The sequence below is a fragment of the Chromobacterium sp. HL1 genome (assembly GCF_057418835.1).
The window spans coordinates 2,620,890-2,642,068 of record NZ_CP162399.1 but is presented as its reverse complement, the minus strand read 5'-3'; the positions used below and the strand labels follow the sequence as shown (position 1 = coordinate 2,642,068).

Below are 21,179 nucleotides of genomic sequence, written 5' to 3'. Positions count from 1 at the left end.
GGCGTTTTTTTCGGTGTGGAGCGGGATGGCGGGTAGGGCGCGCGGCGAACGCGCCGCCGCGAGATGGCGAGAGCGGCGCCGCGCTTTGTCCTGAAAGCGGGCGCGTCCCGGCATGGCCCCCTTGAGCCGGGGCGGGAATCAGCCGGTGGAGAGCAAGGCGTCCTGAGCGCGGGCCAGACTGGCGGGCCGCATGTCTATCCAGTTTTGTTCGATGTGGTCCAGACAGGACTGGCGGTCGGAGGGGCCGAAACAGGCTTGCCAACCCTCCGGAACCGGAGCGAACTCGGGCCAGAGCGAGTACTGGCCCTCATCGTTGACCAGGGCGAAAAAAACGCCTTCCTTATTGTCGAACGGGTTCGCCATGACACTTCTCCCTGTGGCTGTCTCATGAGGTTTGTCTGCGTCAGTGCGCAGAAATATCTGAACAGCATATCAATACAAAATGAACATGTCATTAAATAAATATGGTTTTATCGCAATAAATGGACTATGGCGAGGCGGAGCGGGGCAGGGAGAAAAACGCGGAGGGGGCGGAATGCGCGTACGGCGCGAGGGGTTCGATGCGGCGCTCATCGCGCAAGCTGCCACGGCGCGCGGCGGATCCGCCGCCGCCCTCGGCCGGGAGCGCCGGCGGCTAGCCGGCCATGCGCTTCATCACGCGTTCGATTTCATCTTGCAGCCGGATGACGTCTATGGGCTTGGTCATGAAGCCGTCCATGCCGGCGGCCATGGCCGCCTCGCGGTCCTCCTGAAACGCTCCGGCGGTCAAGGCGATAATGGGCGTGGCGCGCTTGTCGCTGTCGGGGTCCACCTGACGGATGAACTTGCAGGCGGTGATGCCGTCCATCACCGGCATCTGAATGTCCATCAAGATGAGGTCGATGTCGTGGTGCTGCCACGCGTTGATGACCTCTTTGCCATTGGACGCGGTATAGATGCGGTGCCCGTATTTTTTGAGCAGGATGGTGACGATGTCCAGATTGATCGCATCGTCATCGGCCACCAGGATGTTCAGGGGGGACGGCGGCTTGGGCATGAGCTCCGTCGCCGCCGGCTCCAGGCAGGACAGGGCGTCCGGCGGCGCCGGGCGCAAGGGGAGGTAAACCTGAAAGATGGAGCCTTTGTCCGGGGTGCTTTGCACCTCGATCCGCCCGCCCATTTTCTGGGCCAGCTGCAAGGCGATGGTGGTACCCAGGCCGGTGCCGCCAAAGCGGCGTGTGGTGGAGGCGTCCGCCTGGGAAAAGGGTTCGAACAATTTGGCCAGGGTGTCCTTGCTCATGCCGATGCCGCTGTCGCGGATCAGGATGACCACGTTTTCTCCCGCGGACAGCACCGTCAGCCAAACCCCGCCCTGAGCGGTGAATTTGATGGCGTTGCCAACCAGATTCATCAAGATTTGCCGCACCCGGAAAGCGTCGCCGATAAAGGCCTGCTGGATAATGGCCGGGTATTTCAACTGCAAGCTGATGCCTTTTTTGCTGGCGCTCAGCCGCAGGATGTCGATCACGTGTTCCGCCACCTCGCGCAATGAAAAGGGCGCTTCCTCCAGCTCCAGGGCGTTTTGTTCGAGCTTCGCGGTGTCGAGGACATCGTTGAGCAGGCCCAGCAAGCTTTTGGCGGAGTGGTTGACGGTTTTCAGCATGCTTTTTTGCTGAGCGTCCAGCTCGGTGTCTTGCAGCAAATCGGTGTAGCCGATGATGGCGTTCATCGGCGTCCTGATCTCATGGCTCATATTGGCCAGGAAGGCGCTTTTGGATTTGACCGCCGACAGCGCGCGATTCTTGGCCTCAATCAAGGCGAACTCCGCCGCCTTTTTCTCCGAAATATCCAGAATCACCCCGTCAATCAACAGCGGCGCGCCGGCGTCGTCGTAGACGCCGCGAGCGCTCTCCAACACCCAGCGCTCCTCCTCGTTCAGGCACAGCAGACGATATTCGAGAACATAGAGCTGCCGCTGCTCCAGGGCGGTACGGATGGTTTCGCGCACCCTGTCCCGGTCCTCCGGATGGATGATGTCCAGCAGCTGAATGCGGCCGTCCAGAAAGGATTTGGCCGGCCAGCCGCAGAGCTTCTCGATGTCCTCGCTGATGAAGATGGTCTTCCAGGGTTCCAGGCAGTGGCTGCGAAAGGCGACGCCGGGAATGTTGTCTATCAGGGTGCGGAACTGCTTTTCACGGTCCTCCAGCTCTTGCTGGATGCGGTAGCGTTCGCTGATGTCGCCGATGAAACCGACGTAGATCACCTGATCGGGCAGCAACACCTTGCCTATCGATAGCCGGATGGGAAACTGGACGCCGTCTTTCCTGAGCGCCATCTCCTCGCGCTCCCTGCCGATCAGCTTCGCAATCTGAGTCTGCTTGTAGTCGGAGAGGAAACGGTCATGCTCGGAGTGATGCGGCTCCGGCATCAATAGCTTGATGTTCTTGCCCAGCAACTCGTCGACCTTCCAGCCAAACAAGCGCTCCACCGCCGGGTTGGCCGTCAAGATGCGGCCTTTTTCATCAATGGTGATGATGCCGTCCAGCGAGGTGTTGAAGGTGGCTTGTAGCTTCAATTCATTGCTTTGCGTTCTGAGGTACAAGGGACGGTAACGCAGCAACACATTGCCGACGAAGACCATATTGCCGAGCAGGAGCACCGTGATGGCGATGGCGACGGCCAGGCCGGCGTTGTTGTCCAAGGCGTTGCGGAACGCCGGGTCCGGCGTGCCGATGAAGCGGGCGGCTTCCATGCCGAAATAATGCATGCCGGCAATGGCCACCCCCATCACCGCGCCGCTGAGCAGCGTCATCCACCCCTTGCCGATTTTTTTATTGTCCAGGCCAAAGCGTATCCACAGCGACAAGGTGCTCAGCAAAACGGCGAGCAGGATGGAAACGGAGAACCACAGCGGGTCGTAGCGCAGCAGCGGCGTCATCCGCATGGCCGCCATGCCGGAATAATGCATGGTGCCGATGCCGCTCCCCACCAGCACACCGCTGATCAGCAACTGCCTGCCGTCGATCTTGGGCTGAGACAGCAAGTGCAAGGCAATCAGCGAGGCGGCGACGGCGGGAAGCATGGACAAGAGAGTGGGCAGCAGCGCGTATTGGACCGTGCTGCAAACGCTGAAAGCCAGCATGCCGACAAAGTGCATGGCCCAGATGCCGCCCCCCATGGCGCAAGAACCGGTGGCGAGGGCGACCCGGCGCAGCCAGCGATCGCTGGCCTCGCGGGCCAGGCCGGCGATCTGCAGCGCCAGACAAGAGGTGAAAACGGCGACCAGCAAGGACAGCGCCACCAGCCACAGATTGTATTGGGTCGGTAGAAATAAATAGGACTGGTAAGCGTCAATGAAAAACGAACTGAGCATGGACTCCCCATTTTCAATGGTTTCTTTACGCTATGCCAACTTAAGCGCCGGGACTCCTCTCAGGTATAGACAATGGCGGCCGCGTCGGCGGGCTTGGGCAAACGGCGTCTGTCGTAGCGCTCATGCGCCGTATCTGCCGGCCTGTGGTGGAAGGAGGGCGGGAGCAACCGCGTGCCCCCAGCCGCATCGGCAGGTACGCCGCGCATGTGGCCAGGCGCTCATGCCGCGGTGAAGGGGCGGGTCGGTCGATGGCCCGCAGGCGGGCGGAAGCCGTCAATTACCGCCGGGTTTGTTGACGCATTCAATCAGCCAAAAGGCTTTCCATAAACCATATCCTATTGAATTTACAAACTTAATGGAATATCCGCTGACAGTGGCCTATGCTTTCCTGATCAGTCTCTAGCGCCCCGCCGACGCGTTGACTCCTTTTCAAGAAAGGGAGCTCTGATGGTTACCGAACTTGCGCTCGTGGATTTGTTCCGTCCCTATCTGCTCAAGGGCGAGAACACGGATTGGCATGCCGTGCTGTCCGTCCTGTATGTCGAGAGTTTCGAGACGGCGTTTGGCGTGGAAGGCACGGTCATCCGCGGTGTGGCGCGCTTCTCCGGCGATGTCGAGATCAGCTTCGATCCGTCCAGCGGCACGCTGCGCGCAGAGGCGTCCAATACCGAAGGGCACCCGCGCAGCCAGCCCGGCCGGCGCGACCCCTGGTTCGACATCACGGACACCCACGTCGAGTTCGCCCTGTCGGTGCCGCGCGCGGCGGGCGCCATCATCGCCAACGGCGTGGGCGGCATTCCCGGCGGCGACGCGGGTTTCGCGCCGGTGCGCGCCGTGCTCAACGCCTGGGACCCGATCCCCGGCGATGCGCCGCCCTCGGACTATCCCGGCACCGGCTTCACGCTGGACCTGGTGCTGGCCGGCATCGTGCTGCGGCCTCCCTTCCTCAAGCCGGCCAAGATGGAGAGCGACGGCCTGCTGGTGCCGGACGCCTCGCGCAGCGACGTCTTCTTCACCCTGCCCAAGATCAAGCTGCGCCTGTCGCAAGGCAGCGACGCCGCCGCGGCGCTGAACGTGTCCATCGCTTCGCTGGGCGTCACCGGCATAGACGATCCCGGCGACATCGGCGCCGCGCAGCTGATCACGATGACGCCGCCCTATGCCTTCGTCGGCGACGGGCAGGTGGTGGGCTTCGGATTCCGCTCCGCCACGCTGGACCTGGCCGACGGCTACACGCCGCCGGAGGTGCTGGACCAGTTTGGCTTCGACGAGAGCTGGACCGGGCTTTATCTGCCGGAGATCCGCCTGTTCGTGGCCCCCAACGGCATGCAGGACTTCGCCGTGGACGCCGGGGTGCGCAACTTCCTGATCGGCTTCGGCCAATCCAGCGGCGTGACCGGCGATTTCGAGCTGATGGTGATCAACCAGGGCGCAGGCCAGCTCAATGTGTCGGCGCGCTTTTTCACGCCGGACGGCGCCGCCATCGGCATCCGCCGCACCGGTGAGCACACCGCCGAGGCGTCCTTGCCCGCGCATACGCGCATGGTGATCGACATCACGGGGGGCCGCGCGCCCTATGTCGGGCAGGCGAGCTTCGGCGGCGGCGCGCATAACGGCCTGGTGCACGACATCGATCTGTCCGGCGCCGCCGACATGAGCATAGGCGTCACCGCCACCGACGCGTCCAATCCGCAGAAAAGCGCCACCCTCACCATCACCGCGCGGCGGGAGCAGGCCACGCAGAGCCTGCCCGCGCCCGGCGCCGCGCCCGGCCAGCCGGCCACGGTGCGCACCACCTCCATCACGCTGGAAGGGCAGCCGCAGACCACGCCCGAGCTGTTGCTCGTCCGTCAGGACGCGAGCTCCGTCACCGTCAGCCTCAACCCGGCCAATCCGGCCACGGCCTGGACCGTGGACGGCGCGGCGCAGAGCCCCGGCGCCACGGTGACGATCCCGGTGTCCGCCGGGCAAACCCGGGCGATACGCGCGGAGCTGAGCAGCGGCTCCGTGACCGGCATCACCTGCTACTACCGTTTCGATCACCCCAATGACAGCGATCCGGCCGACTACGCGCTGATCCCCGACAACACCAACAGCTCGCCGGCGGTGGACCCGAGCGGCAGCGCCGTCTGGACGCCGCCGGCGACGCCGTTCATGCAGCAGTACCGCGCGGCGCTCAAACGCATTTCCGCCGCGGCGCTGACGCTGACCGGCGTGGCCAGCTTCGAAGGCAATGTGGCCAAGGCCAAGTACAACTACCTGCTCTCGCGCCGCCGCGCGCGGGCGCTGCAGCAGATACTGAGCGCGGAGGCGGCCAATCCGGACGCCAATCTGCGCATCCCCAGCTTTACGCTGACGCTGGACCCGCCCGACATCGGCGCGGCGGAGCCGCCGCCGGCCTGGACCGCGGACTGGCAGACGCATTCCGGCGCGCGCAATCTGTGGTGGAAGGCGAGCATCGGCGGCTTCGGGCCCATCGCCTTGCCGGGCACCGTCACCCAGGGCGACGCCACGCGGCCGGCGGCCCCGCCGCCGCCGCCGCCCACCATCCCCACGCGGGATCCCGCGCCCGCCACGCCGCCGCCGCCGGACTGGTTCCGCTCCGCCGCGCTCAAGGTGCGCATCGTGCGCGATCAGTTCGTCGCCATTGAATTGAGCGGGTCGATCGATTTTGAAACCGCGGCCGAACAGCGGCTGCGCAACGGCGGCGTCGCCCAGGGCGACATCCCCACCTTCCAGGGCCTGGGCAGCCAGAACCCGTCGGACGGCATCGTCAATTACCAGATCCTCTACCAGCGCGATCCGGCCAGCCAGACCGACGAGGTCAAGCTTTACCTGGGCGCCGATCCCAACGACCGCGACGGCCTGGTGATGACGGGGCAGCTGGCCGGCCAGCCGCTGCAAGCCCCCAGCACCGGCCGCAACGTGCTGGGCATGACCACGGTGTTCACGCCGCTGCTGGCCGCCACCGCGCCCGCCAATCCGGCCGACGGCGACGTCGGCGCCCTGGTGTTGACCGGGGCCGCGCTCGCGCTGCCCATCACGCTGGCGGAGCTGGGCCTGTTCAATGTGGAGCGCGTGGTGCTGTACGGCGGCGAGTTGCATGTGACGACGCGAGCGGGGCAGTGGGTTTCCACGCTGCTGTTCGACGTGGAAACGGCGGTGTCGGCCAATGTCTCCATTGGCGGCTTCCAGCTGCTGGAGATTCCGCGCAACAAGCCGCTGGCGGTGCGCTACAAGGCGATAGGCCTGCAGATGGGCTATCCGCCGGGCTCGGCCAACCGCTTCCAGCTGCGGCCGATGTTCGATTCGTCCAAGGGCTATTCCATCGACCTGTCGGGGCCGGGCGCGGTGCGCGTGCCGGACCCGCTGGGCCAGATCATCCAGGTGTTGGGCGCGCGCATCGCGCGGACCAATCCGCTGACCTTCGAAGTAGATCTCGGTTTCGCGGTCAACCTGGGCGTGATCACCATAGAACGCGCGCGGGTGCGCATTCCCGTGGACCCGGCGGGTCCGCCGGAGTTGACGGCCTTCGCCGCCAGCCTGAAGGTGCCGGGCACCATAGAAGGGCGCGGCTATATGGAGATCAACGCCAACCCGTTCGAGATCAAGGGGCAGATCGACGTATCGCTGGTGCCCATCAAGCTGCGGCTGGCGGCGGGCATCGCGGTGTCCGACATCCCGGCGGCCCTGGGCGGGCCGGCCACGGCGGTGGCGATCTCGCTGGAACTGGAGCTGCCGGTGGCGATACCGCTGGCGCAGTCCGGCTTCGGCATTTACGGCTTCCTCGGCCTGTTCGCCATGCACTACACCCGCAACGAGGATGGCATCACCTCGCTGACGCCCGCGCTCACCTGGCTGAAGGACCGGGCCCAGGGCAATCCGACCAACCTTCAGGCGTGGAAGCCGCAGATAGACCATTGGGCCTTCGGTGTGGGCGCCATCCTGGGCACGATGGAAGGCGGCATCATCTTCAATGTCAAGGGGATGGTCCTGCTGGAATTGCCGGGGCCGCGCCTGCTGCTGGTGGTCAAGGCCAATCTGCTGGCCAAGCTGCCGGACCTCAAGGACAAAACCGCCGAAGGCACCTTCCTGTGCGTGATCGATCTCGACTTCGGCCGCGGCACGCTGACCATCGGGCTGTCCATCGATTTCAAGATCACCCCCATCGTGCAGATCACCATCCCGATCGAGGCGTATTTCAACCTCAATCACGGCGGCGACTGGCACGTCTACCTGGGCACCTTCCCGGGCAGCGACAGCATGAACCGTCCGCTGCCGGGCCCCATCCACGCCAACATCCTCAAGGTGTTCGACGGCCAGGGCTATGTGATGGTGTCCGGGCACGGCATCCCGGCGTACAAAGGCTTGTCGGCGGTCTCGGGCGTGGGCTTGGCCGTGGGCCTGGAGGTGTCCATCACCTGGGGCAACACCTCGATCAACCTTTATCTGCGCGCCACCGCCGGTTTCAACGCGGTGCTCGGCTTCGACCCGTTCTACGTGGGCGGCCTGCTCTACGTCCGCGGGGACTTGCACCTGTTCATCATCAGCATCAGCGCGTCGGCGGATCTGACAGTGCAGATCGGCACCAAGTCCGACGGCTCGCAGATCTCGCGGATAGACGGCGAGATCTGCGGCGAGATCGATCTGTTCTTCTTCAGCATCAAAGGCTGCGTCGATTTCCACATCGGCGAGCAAAACCCCATCATCCCGGCCGCGCCCGAGCTGGTCCGGGCGGTGAGCCTGGTCAGCCGTTCGCCCGCGCTGGTGGTGGGCACCGGGGTGGACCGCGGCATTGATTCGAAAATCGGCGACGCGCTGCGCGGCGCGGCGCAGCCGGCCGCCAACAATCCGGCTTTGCCGGTGGTGCCCATAGACGCCATTCCGGTGATCACGATGTCGGCCACCCCGGTGGACGACGCGCTGACGATTCTGGGCCAGACGCCGGGCGGATCGCCGGGCGCGCCGGCCGACGGCTTCGTCAAGCGCGGCGACTACGCCTACCGCTACGACGTGACCGCCGTGGAGCTGACGCGCGCCGACGGCGGCGTCGCGGTCGGCCCGGGGCCGACGCCGTCGACCTGGTGGACGCTGAACGACCCCACCGAAGGCAATCTCGTCGCCAATCTGTCCCTGCTGAACTGGGTGCCCAATCCCACGCCCAAGGCGCTGGAGCGCAGCCAGTTCCTGGAAGAAAACATCACCGAACGCTGGGGCACCGTCTGCCACGACGCCGCGCCCGCCGCCGCCGTGCTCTGGACCTTCGAGCACGAACCCAGCGGCCCGTCGGAAACCGGCTGGCAGGTGGACGGCATCGCCTGGCCGGACCCGGACAAGACCAAGCGCTCGGAAGCGCCGGACCTGGAGCTGGAGGTGAGCGAACGCTGGCGCACCGGCCAGCGCCAGCTGGACCGCCAGCGCGGCATCGTGCCGGCCGTCATCGCGGGCACGCAAGTGCCGTGCCGCCAGAAGCCAGGACTGCCGTCCTCCACCGTGCCCGCGGGCGCCGCCGCGCCGCTTAATCTGTCGGGTTTCGCCAGCCGTCTCGCCGTCGGGCGCGCGGTGCTGGAAGCCGCCACCGCGCCGTCCATCGCGCTGCGCCGGACCGACCGCATCGACGTCGCCCCGGTCGCGTTTGCCGACACCGTGCGCCAGCTGGCGAGCAGCACCGTCATCAACCGCGCGGCGCTGACGCAGATCAGCGCCGGCCTGGCCACGCTGGCGCCGCCGGCCGCCGCGCCGGGCGCCGCCACCGTGCCGCCGCGCCGCTGCGACAGCCGTCTGCTGGCGTCTCCGCTGTACGACATCGGCCTGCCGGTGGTGTTCGGCGACAAGCGCCGCGCGGGGGAGGTGGCCGCGCAACTGGAGCAGGCCGGCTTCAAGCAAGGCCCGCTGGACGATGTGATCGTGGTGAGCTGCGGCGCCATCGTCGACGGCCGCATCCTGCTGCTGGCCCGGCGCGAACTGCCGCCCAACCCCACGCCGGCGCGCGGCCTGGTGCTGCGCCTGCTGGACGTGAACGGCGCCGAGATCGGCCGCCGCGTGGTGAGCAACGCCGACGCGCTTGGCCTGCTCGGCCTGCCGCCGCGCTGGACGGACGCCAACGGGCCGTGGGTGGACCCGGTGTCCCACGTGGTGCTGCAATCTCAGCTGATGCAGGCGCAGGGCTATGTGCCGTATCTGATCCACCTGGACAAGGCGGAGAAGCTGGACCGCATCGAGATCGGCGTGCCGCACGCGAAGGACCCGGCCGCGGCTAAGAAGCGCGAGGTGAGCGGGCGGCCGTACTATGTGGCCGCGCTGGAGTTCACCCGCTGGGCCGAGGCCGCGCGCGAAGACTGGGATCAACGCCAGACCCAGCGCAACCGCGGCGTGCTGGAGCAATTGCTGGGCGCCGCCAGCGGCGACGTGGCCTTGCTGGCGCCGGACGAGCTGTACCACTTGCGTACCACGGTCCATATCCGCGCCCGCGACAAAGCCGGCAACGAAACCGACGGCGGCGCGCAGACGCAGGACTTCTGGTTCCGCACCGACGCCAACAGCCCCAAATCGCTGGAACCGTGGATGCTGTGCACGCTGCCGGCCGCCGGGGAAGCGCATTATTTTGGCGAGGAGCACGTGCGCCTGGTGTTCGGGACCAACGATGTGGACAAATTGTGGGGGGCCTACGGCAAGGAATTGCGCGTGCGCCTGAAGGCCGCCTCGTTCGCCCAGGTGAACGTGCCGGGCATCGAGCATCCTGTGCCCATCGTCCATCCCGCCGGGGGCGGCGCCGGCATCCAGCCCAAGCTGGGCGATGTGAAGGCGAGCGTGATGTCGCCGTTCGAAGGCGCGCTGGTGGACAAGCTGGCCGAGTTCGGGCCGTGCATCCCGGTCGATGTCGACCGCTCGCGCCACAGCGAGCTGACTCTCCCGATCCCGCTCGATCCCTACACCGACTACGTGCTGGACATCGAAGCCGTGCCCATGGGCGCGCCCAAGAACGCCGTGGGCGAGCGCGTGCTGCGGCGGCATTTCTCAACCGGCGCCTTCGGCACCTTCGACGCGTTCGCCACCGCCTTCCAGGGCGTGCTGACCGAGCACCGTTACGCGCCGACGGGGGCCATGCAGGGTATTTTCGCCACCGCCGCCTTCGCCAGCCGGGACCCGCAGGGGCCGGAGCTGGATCAGGCGATGATGGCCGCCGGGCTGGAGCCGATGCCGGTGCCCAAGGACCCGCGCGTCGTCGTGTTCTGGGAACAGGCCAACCCCGCGGCCACGCCGCAGCCGGTGGCGGTGATGATAGACGCCCCCGAGCCCATGCGCCGCACCCGCCCGCTGCCCAGCGAGGAGCCCAGCGGCGACACGCCGCCCAGCAAACGCTGGCAGATGACCGAGCAAGTCTGGCTGGATCTGACCCCGGCGGCCGGCAATGCGGCCGGCGTGAGCCAGACGCTGTGGGCGCCGGGCAATCAGCGCGCGCTGATCCGCCTGGGCGCGGGCGCGCGCGGTCAGCGGCTGCGCCTCGCGCTGGAGCGCAAGGTCTTCAAGGCGGCTTATCTCGATGGCGCGGGCGCCGCGCCCACCGATTTTGTGATCGTCGACGAACCGCTGGCGCATGCGCCGTGGGAAGAGTTCTGAGGAGCCCCGAGATGGCGACCCGTATCTACGACCCCGCGATCCTGAACGCGCAAGGCGCCCTGGTGGATTTCACCGCCCTCCTGCGCCAGCGCGGCGGAGTCAACCCCAATATCGGCGCGGCGACCATGGTGCCGCCCAAACGGCGCGCGCTGCTGCTGCGCTGGCAGACCAGCCCCGCGGCCGGGCTGCCCAGCGAGCCCTTCAAGGTTTGGCGCCGTCCGGCCACGCCGCTGGGCCAGCCGCATCCGGTGGGCTATGAAGAACTGGCCTTGCCGCCGCTGTTCCGCATCATTCAGTTCGACGCGCCGCTGGCTTCGGCGCGGCTGACCGTGCATTCCAGCGCCGGCGGCATGCTCAGCGTGGCCGTGCTGGCCGGACCGCCGGTGCTGGAGGCCATCGTGGCCGTGCAGTCCCGCACCCTGGCCGCGGGCGGCAGCGACACCCTGGAGTTTCAGGCGCCGCTGATCACCGGGCTGATGCTGGTCAACGTCTCCAGCTACGACGCGCCCACCGGGCTCAACGCCGACGAACTGGAAAAAGTGGAAGGCTGGCAGCTGGTGGAAACGGTGGGGCTGCCGGTGGCGGAGGCGGACTGGGCGGGGCTGGGCCAGCGCCACGGCGTCAAACAGGGCAGGGTGGGCGCGGAAATGCCGGCGCCGGACGCGGCGGTGGACCGCTACCAGCGCGGCGTCAATCCGCTGGGCTGGTGGCCGGCGTTTCCGGACGCCGCGCCGGCGCCGATGTGGCAATTGCCGGACCCGGCCAAGCTGGTGGACGAGAGCGCCATCGAACTGCTGCCCATGCTGCATGACGTGGCCTCGCTGCCGCCCAATCAGCAGGCGGCCAAACGCTTCACCTTCACCATCGATCCGCCGCAGAACCCGGCCGGCGAAACCATGCCCGCCACGGACCCGGGCAAGGCCGATCTGTCGCCGGTGGGACTGTTGGCGATGGCGGCGTCGACCGATCCGTTGCTGGCCGTGACGCTGGGCTACGGCACCGGCTACGCGGACGAGGACATTCCGCCCATCAACTTCGCCAGCAGCCAGCTGTTCGGCGACGCCAGCCGCAGCGATTGGGACTGGCTGATCACCGGCCTGTGGGACAAGGGGCTGGACGGGGCGTCGGGGCCGGTGGAGTTCGCCGCGCTGGTGCCGCGTCCGGGCCTGGCCTTGCCCGCGCCCACGCCGGCGGATTTCGCGGTGGACTTCCAGGCCAATCTGCGGCCGTCTCAGGCGGACCGGGACTGGCTGGCGTCGATCCGGGCGAGCTGGGAGCGCTTTCCCTTGAACCAGCTGAGCGCGGTGGCCAGCTACGCCGCGGCGCGGCGCCGCAACGGCGCGCCCGGCGCGGCCGAGGCGCTGCTGCAAAAGCACGCGCAGGCCGGCGGCCATCGCCCCATCGGCAGCGCGCGCAACGACCGCGACCCGGAGCCGACGCGCCAGAGCGCCACCGACGGCGCGCTCGCCGTCCCCAATGATCCGGGCAGCGTGGCCATGACGTATGCGGCGGCCACCCAGAACATTTTCGGCATCTGGAGCCCCTGGGCGGCGGCGGCCATCACCGTGGGCCAGCCGGACCTCTCGCCAGTGCAGTTCCTGTCCGCCGACCTGCGCGCGACGGACCCGGGCAGCGGCAGCGTCTGCGCGGCGTCCCTGGTGTGCGAGATATCGGTGGACTGGCGCGTGCGCACCCCGTCGCGCATCGATCTGCGCGGCCGCCTGTTCGCCGCGGCCACGCGCAGCAGCGCTCCGCCGGCCGCGCCCGCGCCGGCGGGGCTGCAAAAATCGCTGGGCGGCGCGGCGGCGGCCATGCAGCTGACTTTCGCCGGCGACGCGCCCGCGCTGGCCGGCGGCACGGTGGACGCGCTGGACGCGGAAGGCGCGGCGGTGGTGACGCCCGGCCACGCCGCGCAGGGCAGCAGCCGGCGTTACCGGCTGACGATTCCCGGCTTCTCGCTGGACTTCGGCGCCGCGCCGCATATCGGCCTGGTGCTGGAGGCGCGCGCGGTGGAGGCCATCGCGCCGCACCGCAGCGGCCCCTGGCCGCCTACGCCGCGCCTGGCTTACGCCTCCGATCCGCGCGCGCGGCCCACCGTCGTGGACATCGTCCAGCTCGCCAGCCTGCCGGACGCCGCCGGCGAATGCCATGCGCACCTGAGCTGGGCGGCCGTGGCCGGCGCCGTGGGCTACGCGGTGTACGAAAGCACCGAAACCCGCATTCTCAGCAGCCACCCCGGGCAGCCGGAACCAACGCCGGAACGCACGCTCAGCCAGCGGCTGAGCACGATCAAGCAGGCGTTCAAGGCCAACCCCATCCGCCGGGACTTCATCCGCCGCAACGCCGAACTGATCACCGTCACCGCCGCCGACGTGACGATGCCGCGCGGCTCGCGCGACATCCACGTCTACACCGTGCTGCCCATGATGGCGGGCGGCCACGAAGCGGCCTGGCCCAGCGGGCCGAACGCGGATCAGGCGCTCATCGCCTACGCCGCGCCGCGCGTGGCCGAGCCCGCGCCGCCAACGATAGAAGTGCAGATGGTGTTCGACAAACCGCCCGCCGCGCCGGACTACCGGGCGCGCATCCGGGTGGGCACGCGCGGCGGCGCCGGCGCGCGGCCCAAGCGCATAGACCTGTACCGCGTGCGCGTGGACGACGCGGCGCGCGCGCTGGACAGCATGGGCCCGCCAATCGCCAGCGTCATGGCCAGCGGCGGCGGCTGGACGGTGAGCGCGCCGGACGGCGGCGGCGACTGGATCGCCCGCCTGGCCGGCGAAGACCGCCCCAGCGGCTCATGGCGCAATGTCTGGTATCGCGCCGTGGCCTGGAGCGACGACGACGCGCTGCGCGGCGTGCTCAAGGGGCGCTCGCGGCCGTCGCCCGCGGTGTCGGTGCTGATCCCGCCGGCCGGGCCGCCGGACCTGTCCCCGCTGACGATGAGCTGGCCCGGCGGCGATCCGGCCGCGGTACTGCTGCAGTTCAGCTCCAACGCGCCGGTGGCGGCCACGCCGGCCGGGCCGCACATGCTGTCGGTGGAAGCCGTCCTGGCCGGCGGCGCGGCCCTGTTGCGGCGGCAGACGGCGCTGGACAAACTGGGCCTGGCGCCGCCCGTCACCGGCACGGACGTCTGGCGCATAGACGGCGGCCCCACCCAATACCGGCTGCTGGTGCGCCGCGCCGCCATGGGCGACGCGGTGTCGGTGACGGTGCGGATGACGGACCCGCTGGGACGCGCGAGCGAGCGCACGCTGGCCATCCCGTCCGGCTCCATCGTCCCGCTGCCGCTGTTGTCGCCCATCGTCGGCGCGGCCCTGTCGCCATCCGGCAAGGCCTACACCTTTAGCAGCAACGCGCCGGACAGCGATGCGGGCGGGGTCTATCGTCTGCGCATAGAACTGACGCCCGAACCGTCGGTTCCGCCCATTACGCCGATACCGCCCATCCGGCCCTTGCGGACCATTCCGCCCCTCTCGCCGCGGCTGCCGCCCGGGCTGGGCGGCATAGGCGGCATAGGAATCCCGCCCATCATCATCGGCCCGCGTCCCGCGCCGTCCCAGTTCAAGCTGATCAACGGGGTCTATGTGTTCGAGGCGGAGCTGGGCTCGGTGCCCACCGTGTCCGGCAGGCCCGTCCTCGGCGCGTCGGGGCCGGCCGTGGCGCGGCAGGCCGCGCCGGCGCACGACCATTTCGCCATCGTCTCGGCGCTGGCCTTGCGCGGCGTCTTGGTTCGCATCATCACGCCCGACGGCCGCACGGTCGAACAACGGGCCCACGGATAAGGAGCGCGCCATGGTGACGGTTTTCACGTTGACGCCGGCGGGCGCCGCGCAGGCGCTCAAGGACCACGGACTGGACGCGCTGGGGCTGACCGCGCTGCGGCTGGGGCCCCGCTGGGGCGGGGCCAACCCCGCGTTTGACGGCGCGGCGCTCACGCTCGCCTTTGCCGGCGCGCCCAAAGCGCCGTGGCGCGGCATTCTTGAATACCTGGACAGCCTGGCCGCGTTCCGCGCGGCGGACGGCGCGCCCCTGAGCGGGGCCGGCGCGGCGCTGCGTCTGCATCCGCAGGCGGCGGCGCGGCTGGAGACGCTGGCCGCCGGCCGTTACGCCGCGCCCGGGCAGCCCCAGGTGCGCGCCGTGCCGCATACCCTGATTGTCCGCGGCCTGACGGACAATGTCTCGCCGCACAGCTACGATCCGGGCGATGACCTGCCGGCCGGGGCCGCGGGCGCGGCGCTGAGTTTTCACGATGCGCGCGGACTCATCGTCGACCCCGTCGCGGTGGCCGCCATGCTGGACGATCTGCAAACGGCGTTTCCCGCGCTGGATATCAGCGCCGGCGCGGTATCGCCCGCGGCGGCGGGCGGGGTGCGCAGCATTGCCGGCCTGGCCGGCGGCGTGCTCGCCCAGGTGGTCACGCTGCACGGGCGCGCGTTTTCAGCGGTGGGCGGCGGCCCCGGCGTGGAAAGGCAGGCGTCCGGCGGCGGCTCGTCCACGGCGCTGGGCGCGGCAGGGCTGGTGGCCATGAGCGCCGGCCAGCAACTGGCGGGCACGGGAGCCGGCGCGGCGGCCAGGCTGCGCCTGGGCTGGGCCGGCGGCGGCACCATGTCGGCCGGACCGCTCGCCGTGCCCAATCTGCCGGCGGGCGTGACGCTGGCGCGCCAGTTCGTCCGCGCCTTCGCCGTGGACCTGGATTGGCATTTGCGCGGCAACCGCACCGCCTCCGCGGTCAACGGCATCCCCGCGGACGACCAGAAAATACCGGCGGACCTGCAGCCCCAGGTCAGGGACGGCGTAACCGTGGATTACCTGGCGGACGGCCCGGACATGTTGGCCGCGGCGTCTCAGACGGCGGGGCGCATGATGGGGGCCGGCGCCGGCGCGCTGATGTTCGCCGTGTCGCCCACCTTTGAACCCGGCGTGGGCACCGCCGCCGCGCCGGGCGCGGGCGCGCACTGGCCGGCTTTTCCCGGCCCCAACACCAATGCCGGCTTTGGCGCGGGCATGGCGCCGCCAGCCGGCGTCACCGCCGCCTGGTCCGGAACCAACGACGTAGTGGTGGCCATCCCGGCCGATTTCGCGCCCAGCGGCGCCACCGTGCGCGTTTTCGCGCAGCGCTTCCAACTGATCCAGGCCATAGGCGAGGAGCTCTCCTTCCTGCGCGCGGACGGCGGCGCGGCGATCGCCGCGGCGGGCAGCCCGGTGCAGGTGTTGGTGCGCAACCCGTTTGGCCTGAAGCCCGGGGACCCGCTGCCCAGCCCCGGCACCCTGGTCTATGACCTGGTGATCGCGCCGCGCACCGGGCGGCGGCGCATGTGGGCGGCGCAGCGCGCCGTCATCGCCGCCGGGCCGGCGGCCGCGCCGGCCGACCCCTTCGCCGCCGGAGACCCACTGGCGGCCTGGCCGGACAACATCAAATCCATCTGCCCGGTGCCGCTCTTCGGCCTGCCGCGCACCGTGACGCCGCCGGGCGGCTCCCCGGCCACCGCGGCGGACCTGGCGCGCGCGCTGATGTCCGAAACCCAGCCGCGCCAAGGGCCGCGCATGCCCACCATGGCGCGCTTCGACGCGATCGTCGTCACCGGCGTCCCCAGCGCCAACGTATCGGCGGGGCTGGACTGGGACGCGGTGCTCAGCGGCGGCCGCTGGGCGCGCGAAAGCCGATCGGCGGACCACGCCAACGCCAACCCCGGCAACCCCGCCGGCCCGGACACCCATGCGCCCGGCTTGCGCGTCACCGGCGCGCTGGCTTACGACCTGGCCCAGCACGCGCTGCGCCGCGTCCAGCCCATCTTTCCCTTGCCTGGAGACAGCACGCCGGGCTGGATCGCCATGTCCGGCGGCAACAACTTCAACCCGCCCGCCGCCGCGCCGGCGGCCACGCCCGGCAGCTCCTCGGGCGTGGCGCTGGAAACGGTGTGCGCGGTATGCGAAACGCCGGAACTGTCCTTGCTGCCCGACGACAACCCGCTGGGCTCGTCCTCGCCCATCACCTTCCAGAACCTGCTCAACCAGCTGGCCGCCGCCTTGGGGCTGGGCAGCGCGCCGTCCATCACCATCTCCAACGAAGACCGGCTGATCAACGCGGTGCGGCGCGAATTCCTCGTCTCCAAGCACGGCAACCGCGATTCGCTCTGGGCGCTGACCCGCGCCATCGGCGAGGCCGATGAACTGATCTACATCGAGACCGCCGGTTTCGCCCGCACCGCGCGGCCCAGCGGCCCGCCCGCCGCCTATGAGATAGACCTTGCACAAAAGATAGCGGACCGGATGGCGGCCAACCCCAATCTGAAAGTGATTGTCTGCCTGCCGCGCGAGACGGACTTCGCGCCCGCGTACGCGCCCTTTGTGCGCAGGGCGATCGCCCTGCGCAAGGACGCCGTGGACATCCTGCAAAGCGCCGGCGCGGCGCGCGTGGCGGTGTTCCACCCGCGCGGCTTCCCCGGCCGCTGGGCGCAGCTGCGCACCACCACCGTCATTGTCGACGACGTCTGGTGCCTGAGCGGCGCCACCCATTTCCGGCGCCGCGGCATGACCTTTGACGGCAGCATGGCGGTGGCCTCGTTCGATCGGGACATCGCCGGCGGTTACAGCCGCAAGGTGAGCGCCTTCCGCCGGCAACTGATGGCGGCCAAGCTGCAGGTGAGTCCAACGGACGCGGCGGGGCTGCCGGCCTCGGAATGGCTGCGCCTGCAATCGCCCGCCGCGGCCTTTGATCTGATCTCGGATCTGCTGATGCAAGGCGGCCTCAGCCGGCTGGCCCCGCTGTGGCTGGGCCCGACGGATGCGTCGGTCATCCCGCAGAGCGAGGATGTCGCCGATCCCAACGGCGCCACCGGCGCGTCCGGGCTGCTGACCCTGGTGGGGCTGCTGAGCGAGAGCAGCACCTGAGGCCCGCCGGCCGCCGGCAGGGAGGCCAGGCGGGCTAGACCAGGCGGTTGATGCGGCTTAAGCCCTGGCTCAGGCGCTGTTGCAGCGGCTCCAGCAGCGCCGCGGCTTCTTCGCTGCTCCACAGCAAGGGCTCGTCGCGGCGCTGCAGCAGGGTCAGGATGGCCTGCAGGCCGAGATGGGCGGCGCGGATGTCGATCAGGCCCTGCGTCAGACGGGCGTCCATCTCTTCGCATTGCCGGGCCAGTTGCCGGCCAAGCTGCGGCAAGGCGCTCTGGTCCTGTGTATTGCTCAGGTTCTGGTTCAAGCGCCTTAATTGCTCCATGGCGGGCAAGGTCGTTGTCATGGCATTCCTTGGTTTGACCCCTCTGAAAAACTCAAGAAGATTGGCGATATCAGAAGTTGAGGGTGGTTTTTAGGCCCACAACCCAGGCATTGGGCGTCTGAACCAGCCCTCCCGGCCGCACCCAGTATTGGAGTCCGGGTTGCAACTCCAGCCAGGGCCAGACCTGGTAGCGGTAGATCAATTCGGCGTTGACCGAGGATTCCGGCAGCGGCGCGTAAAGCGGGTCCTGATAGTCGCTGACGCCGGCTCGCTGATTCAGCAGGTTCTGGCTGCGGCGCCAGTTGGGGCTGGCCTGAAATTTGGATACGCCCAAGGCCAGCCAGTCATTTGGCCGGGCATCAAATGGTCCGCGATAGCGTAAGGACAAGGAGCTGGCATAGGACCGGGCGTTGCTGCGTTGATCGGCCACGCCCAAGCTCCAGGAGAGGCTGAGCCCGCGGTTGGCTGTTTCAAGACGGCGAGTCAGCTGTTGATTGAAGCCGGTGTACAGATACCAAGTATTGCGGTAGTGCCGATACCCCGCGGGGTCGTCCGTTCCCGCGCCTCCGGATGCTCCGGCGTAGAAGTCGCGTTGCTTGGCATTGGTATAGAGCAATCCCAGCATGTAAATGCCTGGCAGGCCAAAATGGCGGGTTTTCCATTCCGCTTCCAGCGGCAGCAGGATGCCGCGGCTGCCGTCGGTGGATACGCTCCAGGCGTGGCTGCGTGATGGCGCTTGCGGGTTCTGTTCCAGCAGGCCGGTTTTCAGGGTGACTTCCGGGGTGAGCCGGTACTGTAAGCTTGTGCCCCAGTAGTGCACGTTCCAGTTGTACCAAGTGCGCGAGCCGGCGGATTTTCCTCCGCACAGATTCAAGGTCTGGAAATCGCAGGGAATGATCTGGTCGAAGTCCTGCACCTTGTTCATCAGTCCTATCCGCCACTGCAATCTGCCGTCGAGAAAGCTGCGACGGAAGGTCAGCCAGCCCAGCCGGGTAATGGACTGGCCGCCCCAGCTTTCCTGCGCCAGATCGTTGAAACCGACGCGTGGGTCTCGCAGCCGCGTGCTGGTCAGATTGTTGTCATGATTGCGGTTGACGATATTGCCCTCGATCGCGGCATCGGGCATGCCGGTCAGCGCCTCCAGGCTTTGGCTGAAGGTCAGCGAAAACTGGTCGATGTATTCGGCTTTCTTGTCCGTGTTGTAACCGCCTTTGGCGTTGTAGGCGGTTTGGCTGACGTGGGCCAGGCGATAACGAAAACCATATTGTTCCAGCCGGTTGCGAATACCGGTATCGGTGCTGAGCAAGTCGCCGGCCTGTGGTTCGAAGCCCAGAACCGTGCCGTTCCAGGCTGGGTTTTGGCTTTCGGCTTGAATGACATCGGGGCTTAGCAATACCCCTAAGCTCAGCGCCAAAGCCAAGGGACCGCGACGCGGGGCGGTAGAGAACAAGGTAGGCATGTTTGTCTCCTGATCTTTCCGGCGGCTGCCTAGGCGCGGGCAAAGCCCGCTCCTGGCCTATGGCAGCGCCTGCTATGGCTTGGCCCGCTGTTGGCGGGCCGCGAATGTTCCCGTTTCTGCGATTAGCCGGCCGGCTTAAGCGTTTGTCCCCGGCTGCGTATCACGTCTCGATACCAGTAAAAGCTGTCCTTGCGCCGTCTCTCCAGGCTGCCTTGGCCTTGGTCGTCCAGATCGACGTGGATGAAGCCGTAGCGTTTGGACATCTCCGCCTTGGAGGCGCTGACTAGATCAATAGGCCCCCAACTGGTGTAGCCAAGGAGTTCCACGCCGTCGTCCAGCGCCTCGGCCGCTTGCAGCAGGTGATCGTTGAGGTATTGGATGCGGTAGGGGTCGTGGATGCGGCCGTCCGGCGTCACCTCGTCGCGCGCGCCCAGGCCGTTCTCCACGATGAACAGCGGCTTCTGGTAGCGGTCGTAGAGCAGATTGAGCAGGTAGCGCAGGCCCTGCGGGTCGATCTGCCAGCCCCATTCCGAACTGGGCAGGTGAGGGTTGGGCACCATGCCCAGCACGCCGTTTGCCTGTTGGCCCACTGTGGGATCGGCTGAGGCGCAGCCGGACATGTAGTAGCTGAAGGAGATGAAATCCACGGTGGCGCGCAGGTCGTCAAGGTCGGCAGCGCGGATGTCCAACGCGATGCCTGCCTCGCGGAAGAAGCGCTGCATATAGGCCGGATAAGCGCCTCTTGCCTGCACATCGCCAAAGAACAGCCACTTTCGGTTTTGCCGCAAAGCTTCCTGCACGTCTTCCGGCCGGCACGTGAGCGGGTAACGAACGCCTCCCAACAACATATTGCCGATCCGGGCGCCCGGTATCAGTTCATGGCAGGCTTTGACGGTACGGGCGCTGGCCACCAGTTGGTGATGGATGGCTTGGTAAACCGCTTGCTTGCCGCTGTCCGGCGGCAGACCGACGCCGGTAAACGGCGCGTGCAGCGCCATATTGATTTCATTGAAGGTCAGCCAGTATTTGACCTTGTCGCGATAGCGGGCGAACACGGTGCGGGCGTAATGCTCAAAAAAGGCGATGGTCTGGCGGCTGGCCCAACCGCCGTGTCGCTGGGTCAGCGCATAGGGCATTTCGAAGTGCGACAGCGTGACCAAGGGTTGAATCCCGTGCTTGGCCATTTCGTCGAACAGGCGATCATAAAACGCCAGCCCGGCCTCGTTGGGCGCGTCCTCGTCGCCTTGGGGAAAGATGCGGCTCCAGGCGATGGACACGCGCAGGCAGCTAAAACCCATCTCGGCGAACAGGGCGATGTCCTCCGGATAGCGGTGATAAAAGTCTATGGCCTGGTCCTTGAGGCCGCTGTCGCCGGCCACGCGCTGGGCGATGGGGCCAAACACCCCTTGCGGCAGCACATCCGAGGTGGACAGGCCTTTGCCGTCGGCCAGGTAAGCGCCTTCAGCCTGATTGGCGGCCAAAGCGCCGCCCCATAGAAAATCAGTGGGAAACAATGTCATCTCTATATCTCCTGA

At 67.9% G+C, this 21,179-nt stretch carries 8 protein-coding genes; 3 read left to right on the top strand and 5 right to left on the bottom strand.

Annotation, left to right across the window (positions count from 1 at the left end):
- Positions 1-138: 138 nt before the first annotated feature.
- Both AB1Z25_RS11890 and AB1Z25_RS11885 read right to left on the bottom strand, forming a co-directional pair.
- Complete coding sequence (locus AB1Z25_RS11890) at positions 139-363, bottom strand: MbtH family protein (RefSeq protein WP_107798774.1); 225 nt, start codon at positions 361-363, stop codon at positions 139-141.
- 271 nt (positions 364-634) lie between these two features.
- Positions 635-3,352 (bottom strand): MHYT domain-containing protein, encoded by a 2,718-nt coding sequence (locus AB1Z25_RS11885; protein ID WP_486635326.1) that lies wholly within the window; start codon positions 3,350-3,352, stop codon positions 635-637.
- A gap of 447 nt (positions 3,353-3,799) precedes the next feature.
- Between AB1Z25_RS11885 and AB1Z25_RS11880 the strand changes: the two genes are divergently transcribed.
- The 3 genes from AB1Z25_RS11880 to AB1Z25_RS11870 are packed head-to-tail and all read left to right on the top strand — an operon-like array spanning position 3,800 to position 17,863.
- Complete coding sequence (locus AB1Z25_RS11880; RefSeq protein ID WP_486635325.1) at positions 3,800-10,972, top strand: hypothetical protein; 7,173 nt, start codon at positions 3,800-3,802, stop codon at positions 10,970-10,972.
- 11 nt (positions 10,973-10,983) lie between these two features.
- Positions 10,984-14,754, top strand: a complete 3,771-nt coding sequence (locus AB1Z25_RS11875; protein ID WP_486635324.1) for a hypothetical protein — start codon at positions 10,984-10,986, stop codon at positions 14,752-14,754.
- Between the two features lie 10 nt (positions 14,755-14,764).
- Complete coding sequence (locus AB1Z25_RS11870) at positions 14,765-17,863, top strand: phospholipase D-like domain-containing protein (protein WP_486635323.1); 3,099 nt, start codon at positions 14,765-14,767, stop codon at positions 17,861-17,863.
- Between the two features lie 34 nt (positions 17,864-17,897).
- Here AB1Z25_RS11870 and AB1Z25_RS11865 read toward each other — a convergent pair whose 3' ends face one another.
- From AB1Z25_RS11865 to AB1Z25_RS11855, 3 genes are all read right to left on the bottom strand, one after another.
- Complete coding sequence (locus tag AB1Z25_RS11865) at positions 17,898-18,206, bottom strand: DUF1484 family protein (protein WP_227103477.1); 309 nt, start codon at positions 18,204-18,206, stop codon at positions 17,898-17,900.
- Positions 18,207-18,255: 49 nt separating this feature from the next.
- A complete protein-coding gene (locus AB1Z25_RS11860; protein ID WP_486635322.1) occupies positions 18,256-19,644 on the bottom strand; it encodes a carbohydrate porin in 1,389 nt (462 codons plus the stop codon).
- 122 nt (positions 19,645-19,766) lie between these two features.
- Positions 19,767-21,164 (bottom strand): glycoside hydrolase family 1 protein, encoded by a 1,398-nt coding sequence (locus tag AB1Z25_RS11855; RefSeq protein ID WP_486635321.1) that lies wholly within the window; start codon positions 21,162-21,164, stop codon positions 19,767-19,769.
- Positions 21,165-21,179: the final 15 nt, after the last annotated feature.

Excerpts from the sequence above, each read along its gene's own strand:
- AB1Z25_RS11890 (WP_107798774.1), bottom strand. The coding sequence starts at position 363 with ATGGCGAACCCGTTCGACAATAAGGAAGGCGTTTTTTTCGCCCTGGTC.
- AB1Z25_RS11885 (WP_486635326.1), bottom strand. The coding sequence starts at position 3,352 with ATGCTCAGTTCGTTTTTCATTGACGCTTACCAGTCCTATTTATTTCTA.
- AB1Z25_RS11880 (WP_486635325.1), top strand. The coding sequence starts at position 3,800 with ATGGTTACCGAACTTGCGCTCGTGGATTTGTTCCGTCCCTATCTGCTC.
- AB1Z25_RS11875 (WP_486635324.1), top strand. The coding sequence starts at position 10,984 with ATGGCGACCCGTATCTACGACCCCGCGATCCTGAACGCGCAAGGCGCC.
- AB1Z25_RS11870 (WP_486635323.1), top strand. The coding sequence starts at position 14,765 with ATGGTGACGGTTTTCACGTTGACGCCGGCGGGCGCCGCGCAGGCGCTC.
- AB1Z25_RS11865 (WP_227103477.1), bottom strand. The coding sequence starts at position 18,206 with ATGACAACGACCTTGCCCGCCATGGAGCAATTAAGGCGCTTGAACCAG.
- AB1Z25_RS11860 (WP_486635322.1), bottom strand. The coding sequence starts at position 19,644 with ATGCCTACCTTGTTCTCTACCGCCCCGCGTCGCGGTCCCTTGGCTTTG.
- AB1Z25_RS11855 (WP_486635321.1), bottom strand. The coding sequence starts at position 21,164 with ATGACATTGTTTCCCACTGATTTTCTATGGGGCGGCGCTTTGGCCGCC.